We start from the raw sequence: 13,213 nt of genomic DNA on the forward strand, positions 1-13,213 counted from the left end.
TTTCTGATGGGGCCGACTGCGTCTGGCAAGACCGATCTTGCCATTGAGCTCTGCCGTACGTTGCCCTGTGAAATCATCAGTGTGGATTCCGCGATGGTTTATCGTGGCATGGACATTGGCACTGCCAAACCTTCGCCTGAAGAACTCGCCCTGGCACCACATCGATTGATCGATATCTGTGATCCGGCGGAGACCTATTCCGCGGCGGATTTTCGCCGCGATGCGTTGGCGGCCATGAGCGATATATCTGGCCGTGGCCGGATCCCGTTGCTGGTGGGTGGCACCATGATGTACTTCAAGGCGTTGCTGCATGGCATGTCGAATCTGCCTTCGGCAAATCAGGCGCTGCGGGCAGAAATTGAGCGGGAAGCCGAACGCGATGGCTGGGGCGCCCTTCATGAGGAGTTGGCAGAAAAAGATCCCGAGGCTGCGCGCCTGATTCATCCCAACAATCGCCAGCGACTGATGCGGGCCATTGAGGTGATCCGGCTTACAGATAAGCCGATCTCCTCGTTCTGGCAGTCAGAATCGGGAACTTCCGGGCAACATCCGCAGTCTGGTATTGAGGATTACACGTATTTTACCAGCTGGCAGGCAGACGAAAGCGCTGGCCTGCCGTATACTGTTTTTCAGTTTGCCCTGGCGCCTGCCGAGCGCTCTGTGCTGCATTCGCGGATACAGAAACGGTTTCTGGCAATGCTGGAAGCAGGCTTCCTTGATGAAGTCCGTGCCTTGATGGCGCGGGGTGATCTCAGCCCCGATCTTCCCTCGATGCGTTGCGTGGGTTATCGACAGGCCTGGGATTACCTGTCAGGCAACGAGGATTACGACAGCTTTGTTGCCAAGGGCGTTGCCGCCACCCGTCAGTTGGCGAAACGGCAGCTTACCTGGTTGCGAAAATGGCGAGATGTGCACTGGCTGGACTCCGCCGACCCGCAAGTGGTGCTGGATACCTTGAAAAAATCCGGGCTTCACACCACATTTAACGTTGAATAATGACGATCTGCATTTACTTATAAACAGGAGAAAACACATGTCAAAAGGGCACTCTTTACAAGACCCTTACCTCAATGCATTGCGCAAGGAACGCATTCCGGTTTCCATCTTTCTGGTCAATGGTATCAAGCTTCAGGGCCAGATTGAGTCTTTTGACCAGTTCGTGATTCTTCTCAAGAACACGGTGAGCCAGATGGTTTACAAGCACGCTATTTCCACTGTGGTTCCTGCTCGTAACGTCCGGCTACCGCAGCAGAACCCGGCAGGTGAAGGTGAGTCTGAAGACTGATAACGCCTGCTTTTCCCGCTTTCACACCCGCGCTCCAGGACAGCCTATGTGCTTGAATGGTCGCGGGTGTTTGTGTTTATGGAGTTGATGAAACTTGTTTGAGCGTCCAGATGTCGGAGAACGGGCGGTTCTCGTTCACATTGATTTTACCGCCCACGACGATACCGAAGATCCGGGAGAGTTCCGGGAACTGGTGACATCCGCCGGCGTAGAGCCGGTTGCTACGGTAACCGGCACCCGGAAGCAGCCCAGCCCGCGTTTTTTTGTGGGAGAGGGCAAGCTTGAGGAAATCCGGGATGCCGTGGCCGCTTCCGAGGCCGATGTGGTGCTGTTCAATCATGCCCTGAGCCCGAGCCAGGAACGTAACATTGAGCGCGAGCTCAAGTGCCGGGTGCTTGATCGCACGGGCGTGATCCTGGATATCTTTGCGCAGCGGGCCCGGACCCACGAGGGCAAGCTGCAGGTGGAACTGGCGCAGCTGGAGCATATGTCTACCCGGCTGGTGCGGGGCTGGACTCACCTGGAGCGCCAGAAAGGGGGTATCGGCTTGCGGGGGCCGGGTGAAACCCAGCTCGAAACCGACCGCCGGCTGCTGCGCGAACGCATCAAATCCATTCACCGGCGCCTGGAAAAAGTCCGCAAGCAACGGGATCAGGGCCGTCGCGCACGCAAGCGTGCCGACATACCCACGTTGTCGCTGGTGGGTTACACCAACGCGGGCAAGTCCACGCTGTTCAACCGAATTACCACTTCCAGCGTATATGCAGCAGACCAGTTGTTCGCGACCCTGGATCCGACCCTGCGCCGTCTGGAACTTCCCGACATCGGGCCGGTCGTAATGGCCGACACCGTGGGCTTCATCCGGCATTTGCCGCACAAGCTGGTGGAGGCCTTCCGGGCGACGCTGGAAGAAACCACGCAGGCCACGTTGCTGTTGCATGTGATCGACTGTCACGACAGCCGCCGGGATGAAAACATCGAGCAGGTGGAAAATGTGCTGGCCGAAATCGGAGCCGATGAGATTCCGATGCTACAGGTGTTCAACAAGATTGACCTGCTTGATGGTTTTGAGCCCCGCATTGATCGCAACGAAGAAGGATTGCCGGTGCGAGCCTGGGTGTCGGCCGTAAGCGGTGAAGGCCTGCAGCTGCTGTTTGACGCCATCGTCGAGCGTCTGGCAGAGGATGTGGTGCACCACTTTGTGCGCCTGGGTCCGGCCGATGGCAAGCTCAGAGCGCTGCTGCACGAGGCCGGTTCGGTTCTGAGCGAAGAGCATTGCGACAACGGCGATCAGGTACTGGAAGTCCGGCTGCAGAACCGGGACTGGCTGCAGCTTTTGAGCCGTGCCGGTGTGCGTGAAGACGTGATCCGGTTGGAAAGCCGGCCGGTCTGAACGGCCCCTGCTATTGCCGGGGCCTTGATAAATCCCTAGTATTTGCAGCCATTCGATTAAACACGAACGGAGAGAACTATGGCCTGGAATGAACCGGGTGGAAACCGTAACGACAACGATCCCTGGGGAACCGGTGGTGGTCGTCGCGGCAATGATCAGGGGCCGCCAGACCTCGACGAAGCGCTGAAAAAAGGGCTCGACAAGCTCAATCGCATGCTTGGCGGCAAAGGCGGTAATTCTGGAGGTGGCAGCAGCTCCGGTGGCAGCGCAGGTGGTTTTGGTGCCATTCTGGCCATTGCGGCCATCCTGGTCGCGGGCTATGTCATCTACCAGTCGTTCTATACGGTTGACGAACAGGAGCGGGCGGTGGTGCTGCGCTTCGGTGAATACAACCGTACCGAGGAGCCGGGTCTCCGCTTCAAGGTGCCCTTGATTGACACCGTCAACAAGGTTCGCGTTACCAGCATCCGTACTGCCGAGTCCTCTGGCCAGATGCTGACCCAGGATGAAAACCTGGTGACCGTGGATCTTCAGGTCCAGTATCGCGTGGGTGATGCCCGGGCGTACGTGCTGAATGTACGGGATTCCAACCAGGCCCTGGCTTTTGCCACCGATAGTGCCCTGCGTCATGAGGTCGGTAGTTCTTCACTGGACGACGTACTGACTGAAGGTCGGGCGGAACTCGCCGTGCGGGTTGAGCAGCGCCTGCAAAGCTTCCTGAGAGATTACGGAACCGGCCTCGAGATTGTCCGGGTCAACGTCGAGAGCACCCAGCCTCCAGCGCCGGTACAGGACGCGTTCCGTGAGGTTCAGCGTGCTCGCGAGGATGAGCAGCGTCTGAAGGAAGAAGCGGAAACCTACCGCAACAAGATTGTTCCCGAGGCCCGAGGTCAGGCACAGCGCATGATTGAGGAAGCCAACGCGTACAAGCAGGAAGTAATCGAGCGGGCACGCGGTGAAACTGCACGCTTTAACCAGCTGCTGGCCGTGTATGAGCAGGCCCCGGTCGTTACCCGTGAGCGCATGTATATCCAGGCACTGGAGCAGGTGCTGGGTAACAGCAGCAAAATCCTTGTCGATACCGAGAGCAGCGGCAACATGATGTATCTGCCCCTGGATCGTCTGACGCAGGGTTCGCTTTCGTCATCTGGCAGCCGGATGTCCGGCAGCAGTGGCCAACAGGTGGATATCCAGACCCTGACCGATCAGGTGTTGCAGGAGCTGCGCACCCGCCAGGACACCAATACCCGGAGGAGCAGATAAGTTATGGGACCTAAAGGTGTAGTGGGCCTTGCAGGCGCCCTTATTGTTGTCCTGCTCGTGCTGTCCAGTGTTTACATCATTCCTGAGACCCATCGGGGCGTGAAACTTCGCTTCGGGGAGCTGGTTGAAACCAATATTCAGGCTGGCCTGCATTTCAAAGTGCCGGTTATTGACCAGATCAGGGAGTTTGATATCCGGGTGCTGACGATGGATCTGCCTTCCCGCCAGTACCTGACGGTTGAGAAGAAGCCGCTGGATGTGGATTCCTATGTTGCCTGGAAGATCCTTAACGTGGATCAGTTCTATCGCGCCACGGGTGGCGATGAGTTCCGTGCGCAGACCCTGATCCTGTCTCGCGTGGACAACGGTCTCCGGGATGAATTCGGTATCCGTACCATGCATGAGGTGGTGTCCGGTCAGCGGGACGAGCTGATGCACACGCTACGTGATCGGGTCAACGAGACCTCCATCAAGGAGTTTGGTATCGAAGTCCTGGATATTCGGGTGAAAGCCATCGAGTTCCCCGGACAGGTGAGCGAGAACGTCTATCGGCGGATGGCCACGGAGCGCCAGAAGCTGGCCCAGGAATTCCGTTCCCGGGGGCAGGAGCTGGCCGAGGGTATCCGTGCTGATGCCGACCGTCAGCAAACGGTGATCCTGGCCAACGCCTTTGCAGAAGCCGAAACCACACGCGGTGAAGGTGACGGGGAAGCGGCCGCCATTTACGCTCAGGCCTACGGTGCCAACGAGGAGTTCTACAGCTTCTACCGCAGCCTGCAGGCGTACCAGAATACCTTCTCCAGCAAGGACGACATCATGGTGATTGATTCCGACAGTGACTTTATGAAGTTCCTGAAGAGTCCTGCCGGCGCTAACTGAGCCGGCTGACACCAGCCAAGCCGGAATCTGCGGGGAATTTTTACTGAACCCCTGGATTCCGGTTTTTTTGTGCCTGCCAACCGTGTAAAATTCTGGCGGTTTTGTGTCGGGTTTTCTGAGCCCGAGCGCCTAAATCCTGAGTTACCCCCTGGTCCTATGGCCAGCGTGGGAGAAACGGACAACAGAATCTCATGACTGTATCTGATCGCTGGTTACTGCCTGACGGGGTAGAGGACATTCTGCCGCCGCTGGCCGGGCGGATCGAGTCCCTGCGCCGGGATGTTATGGATACCTGCCAGCGCTGGGGCTACCAGCTGGTTATTCCTCCGCTGATTGAATATCTCGAATCCCTCTTTACCGGTACAGGCCACGACCTGGAACTGCAGACGTTCAAACTGACCGATCAGCTGACCGGTCGGATGATGGGTGTTCGCGCCGATATGACGCCCCAGGCTGCCCGCATAGACGCCCATACCTTGGGCCAGGACGGCATTACCCGGCTCTGCTATGCCGGACATGTGCTGCATACCCGACCTCGCCACATGCTGACCGGACGGACACCGATACAGGCCGGTTGTGAGCTGTTTGGCAGTGGCTCCGAAGCTGCCGATATGGAAGTGATCAGTCTGATGCTGGAAACTCTGCGCGTGGCCGGTTTGCCCAGGCTGCATCTGGACCTGGCTCACGTTTCGATTTATGAAAGCCTGGTTTCTGACGCCGGATTTGATCGTGATACCGAAGCGGCGGTGTTTGATGCCATGGCACGCAAGTCCGTACCCGAGCTGGATCGCCTGCTGGGTGAGTGTGTGCCGGGCTCTGCCGGTTTCAGGTTGCGCCAGTTGGCCAGGGTCAGCGGTGGGGTAGAATCCCTGGCCGATGCCCGGGAAATTCTCAGTGGCGCCTCCGGTGCTATTGATGCGGCGCTGGATCAACTTGCCCGAGTGGCGGACATGTTGAACCGCGATTTTCCGGAAGTCAGCCTGGGCTTCGACTTTTGTGAATTGCGCGGATACAACTATCACACCGGTTTGGTCTTTGCGGCCTATGTGCCGGGCCATGGCGATGCTGTGGCGAAAGGTGGCCGATATGACGCTATTGGCAGTGACTTTGGTCGCGCGCGGCCTGCCACCGGGTTCAGTCTGGATATCCGCGCACTGGTGTCGCTGGGCGAACGCCCGTTCCGTAAAGCCGGAGCCATATGGGCGCCAGCGGACAACGATGCCAGGCTGGAAGGCGTGATTTCCGGCCTGAGAATGACTGAAACGGTGATCCGGGCATTGCCGGACGATCGTGAGACGGATCCTTCGGAGCGGGGGTGTGACCGTCAACTGGTGAATCGTGATGGCCAATGGGTGGTAGAAACCATCGCCTGAGCTGTTTTTGTTTAATTTCCGGGGTAAATCTTCAGGGCGTGTGCTTCTGGCCCGTCTGAATTGAGAGAGAATCATGGGTAAAAACGTAGTTGTGCTGGGCACCCAGTGGGGTGATGAAGGCAAGGGCAAGATTGTTGACCTTCTGACAGACAAGGTGGCTGCCGTTGTCCGCTTTCAGGGCGGGCATAATGCCGGTCACACACTGGTGATCGAAGGTAAGAAGACGGCTCTGCACCTGATTCCGTCCGGCATACTGCGGCAGGATGTCCAGTGCCTCATCGGTAACGGTGTGGTGCTCTCGCCGGAAGCCCTGCTGAAAGAAGTGCGGGAGCTGGAGGCTAACGGTGTTGCCGTTCGTGACCGCCTGAAAATCAGCCTGGCGTGCCCGATTATCCTGCGCACCCACGTGCGTATTGATCAGGCCCGCGAACGTGCCCGTGGCAATGACAAGATTGGTACCACCGGCCGGGGAATTGGCCCTGCGTATGAGGATAAGGTTTCCCGCCGGGGTGTTCGGTTGGGTGACCTGTGCAACCCCGCCGATTTCGAGATCAAGCTGCGGGAAATCATGTCGTACCACAACTTCGTTCTCACCGAGTACTTCAAGGAAGAGGCCGAGGATATCGATGCGGCCCTGGAAGAGCTCAAGCAGATGGGCGAGGAAATCCTGCCCATGGCCGCAGACGTAACCGATATTTTGCACGACTACCGCAAGCGCGGAGAGCACATCCTGTTCGAAGGCGCTCAGGGCTCGTTGCTGGATATCGACCTGGGTACCTATCCGTACGTGACGTCCTCCAATACCACCGCTGGCGGCACCGCTACCGGCTCCGGTTTTGGTCCGCTGTATCTGGACTATGTGCTGGGTATCACCAAGGCCTACACTACCCGGGTAGGTTCCGGCCCGTTCCCGACCGAACTGTTTGACGACATGGGCAAGCACCTCGCCGTCAAGGGCAACGAAGTGGGCACTACCACCGGTCGTTCCCGCCGTTGTGGCTGGTTTGATGCGGTCGCCCTGCGCCATGCTATCCAGATCAACAGTGTGTCCGGTATCTGCCTGACCAAGCTGGACGTTCTGGACGGTCTGGAAACGGTGAAGGTGTGTATTGGCTACAAGACTCCGAACGGCGAAATCACCCGTCCCCCCATCGGCTGCGACAGCTACAGCGATATCGAGCCGGTGTATGAGGAGCTGCCGGGCTGGAGCGAGAGCACGGTTGGCCTGACCAGCGTGGATCAGCTGCCGGAGAACGCCAAGGCCTATATCCGCTTCTTGGAAGAGCAGATTGAGGCGCCGATTGATATTATTTCCACCGGTCCGGATCGTGTGGAAACCATTACTCTGCGGCATCCGTTCGGAGAGTAAGTTCAGAAGCTAATAAAAACCGCCTGTGGTGGATGCCCCAGGCGGTTTTTTTGTGCCGGTTTTCTGGTGCAGGGTGTCAGGGCTTTTCTGCGATCAGTGTCGCCCGCTTGGGGCCCGGGTAGCCTTCAATGGTTTTCGAGGGATTGTCTGGGTCCAGAAAGTCCGCCAGTGAATTGAAACGCACCCAGTCGGTCTGGCGCTGCTCATCGGTGGTGGTCTCACTGACGTCTACCACCCGGGCGTTGCGGAACCCGGTTCTGTCCAGCCACCGGAGCAGGGTCGGGCAGCTCGGCAAGAACCAGACGTTGCGCATCTGGCCGTAACGGTCTTCGGGCATCAGGCTGTAGCCCTCCGGGCCGTCTACAACCAGGGTTTCCAGCACCAGTTCGCCGCCGCGACGCAGCGTGCCCTTGAGTTCCAGCAGATGGTCCAGCGGTGAACGACGATGATACAGCACGCCCATGGAGAAGGTGGTGTCAAAGCATTCCATGTCGGCCGGGAGGTCTTCCATGCGCACCGGGAGCAGATCGACCGGAGCCTGGCCCAGATACCCTTTGACTGCCAGGAACTGAAACATGAACAACAGCCCCGGGTCGATGCCGATCACCTGCCTGGCCCCCGCTCCAGCCATGCGCCAGCAATGGTAGCCGGAGCCGCAGCCCACGTCCAGAATGGTGCGCCCGGCCAGATCCGCCAGATGCGGCGCTACCCGGTCCCATTTCCAGTCTGATCGCCATTCGGTGTCAATGTAGGTACCGAAAAAATCGAACGGGCCCTTACGCCAGGGCATCAGTCCCCGCAATCCATTCTCAAGGCGGGTCATGGCGTCTGGATCCAGGCCGCTGGGGCTGGTCAACGTGATTGCAGACCGATTCAGGTCGACCCTGGCATCGGCAACATCTGGCAAGGACTGCAGTGCGTTGTGCCAGCGTTCCATATCGCCGTGGGGGTTGTCCTCAAACCGTCGAGTGAGTTGTTCTTTCAGGGCTGTGGTCCACCGGGTGTTACCGGTTTCGTTCAGGTAGGAAAGAACGGGATCAAAGTGCTTGTGCCAGTCAAACAGTGCCATGGTATGTCTTTCGGTGGATAAGTCAGGAGTTCTTGATGGCCAGCATCGAGACAAAGTTGAAGCACTGGTACCACACCAGTACCTGGTCAAAGCCGGCGCGCTGCAATCGATCCCGGTGGTCTGCCAGGGTTTCCGGGATCAGTACTTTCTCGATGGCGGCACGCTTCTGGCTGATTTCCAGGTCCGAATAGCCGTTGGCCCGCTTGAACTCGTGATGAAGGCGGGTCTGGATGGCCTGTTCCGCGTCGGATTCAAATCGGATCTTCTCGGACAGAACCAGCACGCCGCCGGGCAGGGTGGCGTCGCCGATACGGGTCAGCAGGGCCAACCGCTGCTCGGGCGGCACGAACTGCAGCGTGAAGTTCAGGGTGGTGACTGAGGCATTGCTCAGTTCGGTGCTCAGGATGTCCTCGCAGCGCAGTGTAACCGGCAGGTCGTGATCATCCAGAGCGACATAATGCTCGCAGCGCTCAATCATCGCCTCGGAATTGTCCACGCCCACCAGAGTGCAGTCCGGGTAGGGGATGCCATGGCGCATGGCAAGAGTGGACGCGCCGAGCGAGCAGCCCAGGTCGTAACAATGTGAGCCTGGCTGAACGTACTGTTCCGTGATCACCTCAATCATCGGGATGATGGTGGTGTAGCCGGGGACAGAGCGACGGATCATGTCCGGAAACACCCGGGCGACGGACGCGTCAAAGCGGAAATCCTCGGGATTGCGCTCAGTGGCAAATAACCGGTCGGTCAATTGCTCCGGGGGCGTGCGATTACTCATCGCCCGCTCCGGCCTCGCGCTCATCGGGGCGAGGTGTCGCCAGATCCTTGTCGGTAGGGGACGGCCGTGCGCAGCGAACCCCACGGTTTTTGTAGTCGACCAGAATGCCCCGGAAAGATGGATCGACATCGGCAGCAATGGCCAGGTAGCCATTCTCACAAACGGCGTGCAGCTCCGAGGATTTGCGGGACATACGGAAGGTTTCGCCGGGTTTGACGTGAATGGCGGTAAATTCACCCACCGGAGCGTGGTCCTTGTTGTCGGAGTGATCAATCCGGCCAGACGCTTCCAGCACCAGTACCGTACCGACGATGGCGGCAACTCCGGTAACAATCAGGCTTTTGGCTGTGAAACGCCGTTCGTTATCGCTCATGGGTACCTCGTGTCAGAAAATCAGAATTGGCCCGGCACGCTGATAGCCGGTTCCTGTAGTGCGGCCAGCTGTTCCCGTAAGGACAGGATCTGGTCTGACCAGAACCGCGGCTGTGAAAACCAGGGGAAGAATCTCGGGAAGGCCGGATCTTCCCAGCGCCTTGCCAGCCACGCACAGTGGGCGACTTGCCTGTAGCATCGCAGGGGTTCAATCAGGTGGCGTTCGCGACGATTGAAATCCCGGAACATTTCATAACCTTCCAGCAATTCGCCAAGCTGGGCGCCCCGCTCGCTGGCGTCTCCGTTCAGTAGCAGCCACATGTCCTGTACCGCCGGGCCTGTGCGACAGTCGTCCAGATCCACAAACAGCATGGTTTCGTCCCGGCACAGAATGTTGCCGGCGTGACAATCACCGTGAATGCGCAAGGTGTCTACCGGGCCGGCTTCGGCTATCCGTTCACGGCAGTTGGCGATCAGGTCCGGAATCAGGGAATTCCAGGCCGGTCTGAGATCATCCGGAATCCAGTTACCTTCCACCAGCAGCTGGTTGTTCTGTTCCAGCCCCGCCAACAGATCAAACCCAGGTCTGTGCTCAAACGGTTTCAAGGCACCAATGTTGTGAATCTGCCCCAGCCACTGGCCCAGTCTATACAGGGTGTCGGTCACACTGGTATCCGGGGCCTGGCCGCCGCGTTGCGGAAATACCGCGAATCTGAAATCCCCGTACTGGCCGAGGGAATGCCCGCCCGGCAGCACCAAAGGGGCAACCACGGGCACCCCGGCCTCCTGCAGTGACAGGGTAAATTCGTGTTCTTCCAGAATCGCCGCATCTGGCCAGCGGCCTGGACGGTAGAATTTGGCAATTACCGGTGGCTTGTCTTCAATGCCGACCTGATAGACGCGGTTCTCATAGCTGTTCAGGGCAAACAGCCGGCCGTTGACCTCGAATCCCTGCGTCTCAATGGCATCCAGAATAACTTCCGGGGTGAGGGCATCGTAGGGATGCGAGGATGGGGTGATCGCCGGAGGTTCAGTCTGCATAGGGCTCAGAATGTGGTGTCGTATCGGGTTTTCATGGATTGCAAATGGTACCAGTTTTCGTCCAGCTCCCAGCGAATGCGGTTGACCCGACCCGTGGCCAGGACGAGATCCCCGGCTCTGGCCTGAACCTGGGCAAGCTCCCGTTCTGCTTTCTGCCAGTCGCGATGGGTGTCTGCCAGATGGCGCATGCCGGGGAATACGGCGGTCAGGGCCTTCTGGGTTGATACCGAGTGGGACCGAAGAGAACTGATGACGGCAGTATCTCCCTCAACCCTCAATACGCGGTGCTGGTACGGGTAACCGGCGACGACTCTGTCTTCCTTCAGTTGCGCGTTCAGGTGGGTCACTTCAAAGCCACGCCAGCCAATCCAGCCAACAAAAAGCGCGGCAACCACCATAACGGTAATAAACTGTTTTCTATCAGACATCGCCAGGCTCCATGCGTTCGTTCTGTCTTGGGGCAAGTATAACGGTTCTTGGCGGGCAGGTAATGCAACCAGCGTTGATCTGCGGTAATTTCCCTGCCAGAGAGCAGGGTAGAGGAATGCGGAGTGGCTCAGGAGCAGTTCAGTATACAGACCGTAGTAATCGGCGCCGGCGTAGTAGGACTTGCCATTGCGCGTGCGATGGCCCGTTCGGGGAGAGAGGTGCTGGTGCTGGAAGCCGGTGCCGCCATTGGTGAAGGCATATCCTCCCGCAACAGCGAAGTCATTCATGCCGGTATCTACTACCCGGAGCATTCCCTCAAGGCTCGATTTTGCGTGGAAGGCCGGCAGCAGCTTTATGAATATTGTGTCAGCCATAAGGTTATGCATCGAAAATGCGGGAAGTGGATCATTGCCAGTGACGCCGCGCAGGCCGAACGTCTTGTTGGCATTCAGGCGCAGGCGGGCCGAAACGGTGTGTCCCTGGCGTTATATGAGGGCACTGCGATGGCGTGCCAATTGCCCTCAATCCAGGCCACTGCCGGGCTCTGGTCTTCGCAAACCGGGATCGTAGACAGTCATGGCCTGATGCTGGCGCTGCAGGGTGATCTGGAAGACGCCGGTGGTCAGATTGCGTTGAACAGTCCGGTGGTGTCTGCCGAATCCGGTCCGGAGGGGCATGTTCTGAAGGTGGGTGGGACCGGAGATCTGTTGCTGAAGGCTCGGGAAGTGGTTAATGCTGCTGGACTTGGCGCCCCAGCACTTGCGGGGCTATGGTCGGGGTTGCCCGAGTGTGCGAGGCCGAAACAATGGTTGGCCCGGGGTGTTTATTTCAGCTTCAGTGGCCGCCATCCATTCAATACTCTGATCTATCCCATGCCCGAACCCGGTGGGCTTGGCATTCATCTGACTCTCGATCTGGCTGGTCAGGCCAGGTTTGGGCCGGATGTGGAATGGATTGACGAAGAAAACTATCGGGTCGATCCGCAGCGTGTTCGTGGATTTGCCGACAGTATCCGGCGCTGGTGGCCGTCCCTGGACGAGGCCCGTCTGCAGCCGGCTTATGCGGGCATTCGCCCTAAACTGGCGGGCCCGGATGGCGGCTTTGCCGATTTCCGCATCGATGGCCCTGAGAAACATGGTGTTGACGGCCTGGTCAATCTGTTCGGGATTGAGTCGCCCGGACTCACCTCGTGTCTGGCTATCGCCGGACACGTACTGACAGAACTCGCCAATTGATCAGCCGGGTGTACGCGCCAGTGCCCAGACCTGGATTTCCTTCGCTCCCGCTCTGGTGAGCACCGAGGCCAGCTCGCGAACGGTGGCTCCGGTAGTGACCACGTCATCAACAATGGCGATGTTTGCCGGCACCGGTCCGGTAACCTCAAACAGCCCCTGAAGATTGGCCAGTCGGCTTGTCCGGTTCAGTTTCCGTTGTGCGTGAACCCGTCGCGTTCGTCGCACCAGACGGGCGTTGACAGGCAGGTCCAGCCGCCTTCCCACCGCCTCGGCAATATCCTGGGCCTGATTGAAGCCCCGTTGCCAGCGCCGGGTCCAGTGCATGGGGGCGGGGATCAGAACCTGCGGCCGGCCCTCGGCTGCCAGATGATGCTCAATGTAGTCGGTAAAACCCGCCAGTAATGGTCGCGCGAATTTGTGCTGGCCGTGGTATTTGTAGCGGCCGATCATGCCATCAACCGGGAACTGGTAACGCCAGGGGATCAGCGAGCGGCTATAACGCGGTGGTGAAGCCAGGCATTCGCCGCAATGTCCATCCGGGGTTGGAAAGGGCAAGGGCAGAGCGCAGGTCAGACAGCACCAGCGGTTGGCGGGCAGGTCGTTCCGGCAGTCCTGGCAAAGGCCATCCTGGGCAGCGCCTGCGAGGCAGATGACGCAGCGTCCGGCGCGTCTTGAGCTGTTAACCTTAACCTTTGTCGAGGTTGACAGCGAGATCAGTCCGTTTATCATC

General features: G+C 58.7%; 14 protein-coding genes. 8 read left to right on the top strand and 6 right to left on the bottom strand.

The features are described 5' to 3' along the window. Positions 1-6: 6 nt before the first annotated feature. From miaA to ACSSVV_RS10925, 7 genes are all read left to right on the top strand, one after another. Positions 7-996 (top strand): tRNA (adenosine(37)-N6)-dimethylallyltransferase MiaA, encoded by a 990-nt coding sequence (gene miaA / locus ACSSVV_RS10895; RefSeq protein WP_220150698.1) that lies wholly within the window; start codon positions 7-9, stop codon positions 994-996. A gap of 37 nt (positions 997-1,033) precedes the next feature. After that, positions 1,034-1,285: an RNA chaperone Hfq gene (gene hfq / locus ACSSVV_RS10900; RefSeq protein ID WP_011786214.1), complete on the top strand. Its 252-nt coding sequence runs from the start codon at positions 1,034-1,036 to the stop codon at positions 1,283-1,285. Between the two features lie 94 nt (positions 1,286-1,379). Further along, entirely contained in the window at positions 1,380-2,678 is a 1,299-nt protein-coding gene (gene hflX, locus ACSSVV_RS10905; RefSeq protein WP_022991412.1) for a ribosome rescue GTPase HflX, read from the top strand. Between the two features lie 78 nt (positions 2,679-2,756). Continuing rightward, entirely contained in the window at positions 2,757-3,941 is a 1,185-nt protein-coding gene (gene hflK / locus ACSSVV_RS10910) for an FtsH protease activity modulator HflK (RefSeq protein WP_022991411.1), read from the top strand. A 3-nt stretch (positions 3,942-3,944) separates the two neighbouring features. Then, positions 3,945-4,820, top strand: coding sequence for a protease modulator HflC (hflC, locus tag ACSSVV_RS10915; RefSeq protein ID WP_011786211.1), 876 nt, complete (start codon positions 3,945-3,947; stop codon positions 4,818-4,820). 191 nt (positions 4,821-5,011) lie between these two features. Beyond that, entirely contained in the window at positions 5,012-6,193 is a 1,182-nt protein-coding gene (locus ACSSVV_RS10920) for an ATP phosphoribosyltransferase regulatory subunit (RefSeq protein WP_011786210.1), read from the top strand. 73 nt (positions 6,194-6,266) lie between these two features. Beyond that, positions 6,267-7,562: an adenylosuccinate synthase gene (locus ACSSVV_RS10925; protein WP_121207141.1), complete on the top strand. Its 1,296-nt coding sequence runs from the start codon at positions 6,267-6,269 to the stop codon at positions 7,560-7,562. 76 nt (positions 7,563-7,638) lie between these two features. Here the strand turns inward: ACSSVV_RS10925 and cmoB are convergent, their stop codons facing one another. From cmoB to ACSSVV_RS10950, 5 genes are read right to left on the bottom strand one after another with little or no spacing between them, the layout of a single operon-like run. Continuing rightward, complete coding sequence (gene cmoB / locus ACSSVV_RS10930; RefSeq protein ID WP_454106229.1) at positions 7,639-8,631, bottom strand: tRNA 5-methoxyuridine(34)/uridine 5-oxyacetic acid(34) synthase CmoB; 993 nt, start codon at positions 8,629-8,631, stop codon at positions 7,639-7,641. Between the two features lie 22 nt (positions 8,632-8,653). Then, positions 8,654-9,406: a carboxy-S-adenosyl-L-methionine synthase CmoA gene (gene cmoA, locus ACSSVV_RS10935; protein ID WP_011786207.1), complete on the bottom strand. Its 753-nt coding sequence runs from the start codon at positions 9,404-9,406 to the stop codon at positions 8,654-8,656. Next, the gene (locus ACSSVV_RS10940) at positions 9,399-9,779 is read right to left on the bottom strand and encodes a hypothetical protein (protein WP_011786206.1); all 381 of its coding nucleotides are present in this window, start codon (positions 9,777-9,779) and stop codon (positions 9,399-9,401) included. Before ACSSVV_RS10940 ends, cmoA begins: the two co-directional genes overlap by 8 nt. 20 nt (positions 9,780-9,799) lie before the next feature. Then, entirely contained in the window at positions 9,800-10,819 is a 1,020-nt protein-coding gene (locus tag ACSSVV_RS10945) for a serine/threonine protein kinase (protein ID WP_023011126.1), read from the bottom strand. 5 nt (positions 10,820-10,824) lie between these two features. Beyond that, positions 10,825-11,247, bottom strand: a complete 423-nt coding sequence (locus ACSSVV_RS10950; RefSeq protein WP_022991410.1) for a hypothetical protein — start codon at positions 11,245-11,247, stop codon at positions 10,825-10,827. Positions 11,248-11,370: 123 nt separating this feature from the next. On the opposite strand from ACSSVV_RS10950, the gene ACSSVV_RS10955 reads away from it, so the two are divergent. Beyond that, on the top strand, positions 11,371-12,483 hold the full coding sequence (locus tag ACSSVV_RS10955) for an NAD(P)/FAD-dependent oxidoreductase (RefSeq protein ID WP_023011125.1): 1,113 nt from the start codon (positions 11,371-11,373) through the stop codon (positions 12,481-12,483). Here ACSSVV_RS10955 and ACSSVV_RS10960 read toward each other — a convergent pair whose 3' ends face one another. Continuing rightward, positions 12,484-13,212 carry a ComF family protein gene (locus ACSSVV_RS10960; protein ID WP_031210194.1) on the bottom strand — a complete coding sequence of 243 codons (729 nt, stop codon included), beginning with the start codon at positions 13,210-13,212 and terminating at the stop codon, positions 12,484-12,486. It abuts the gene before it with no gap. Position 13,213: the final 1 nt, after the last annotated feature.

It is taken from the genome of Marinobacter sp. MBR-105 (assembly GCF_053628895.1).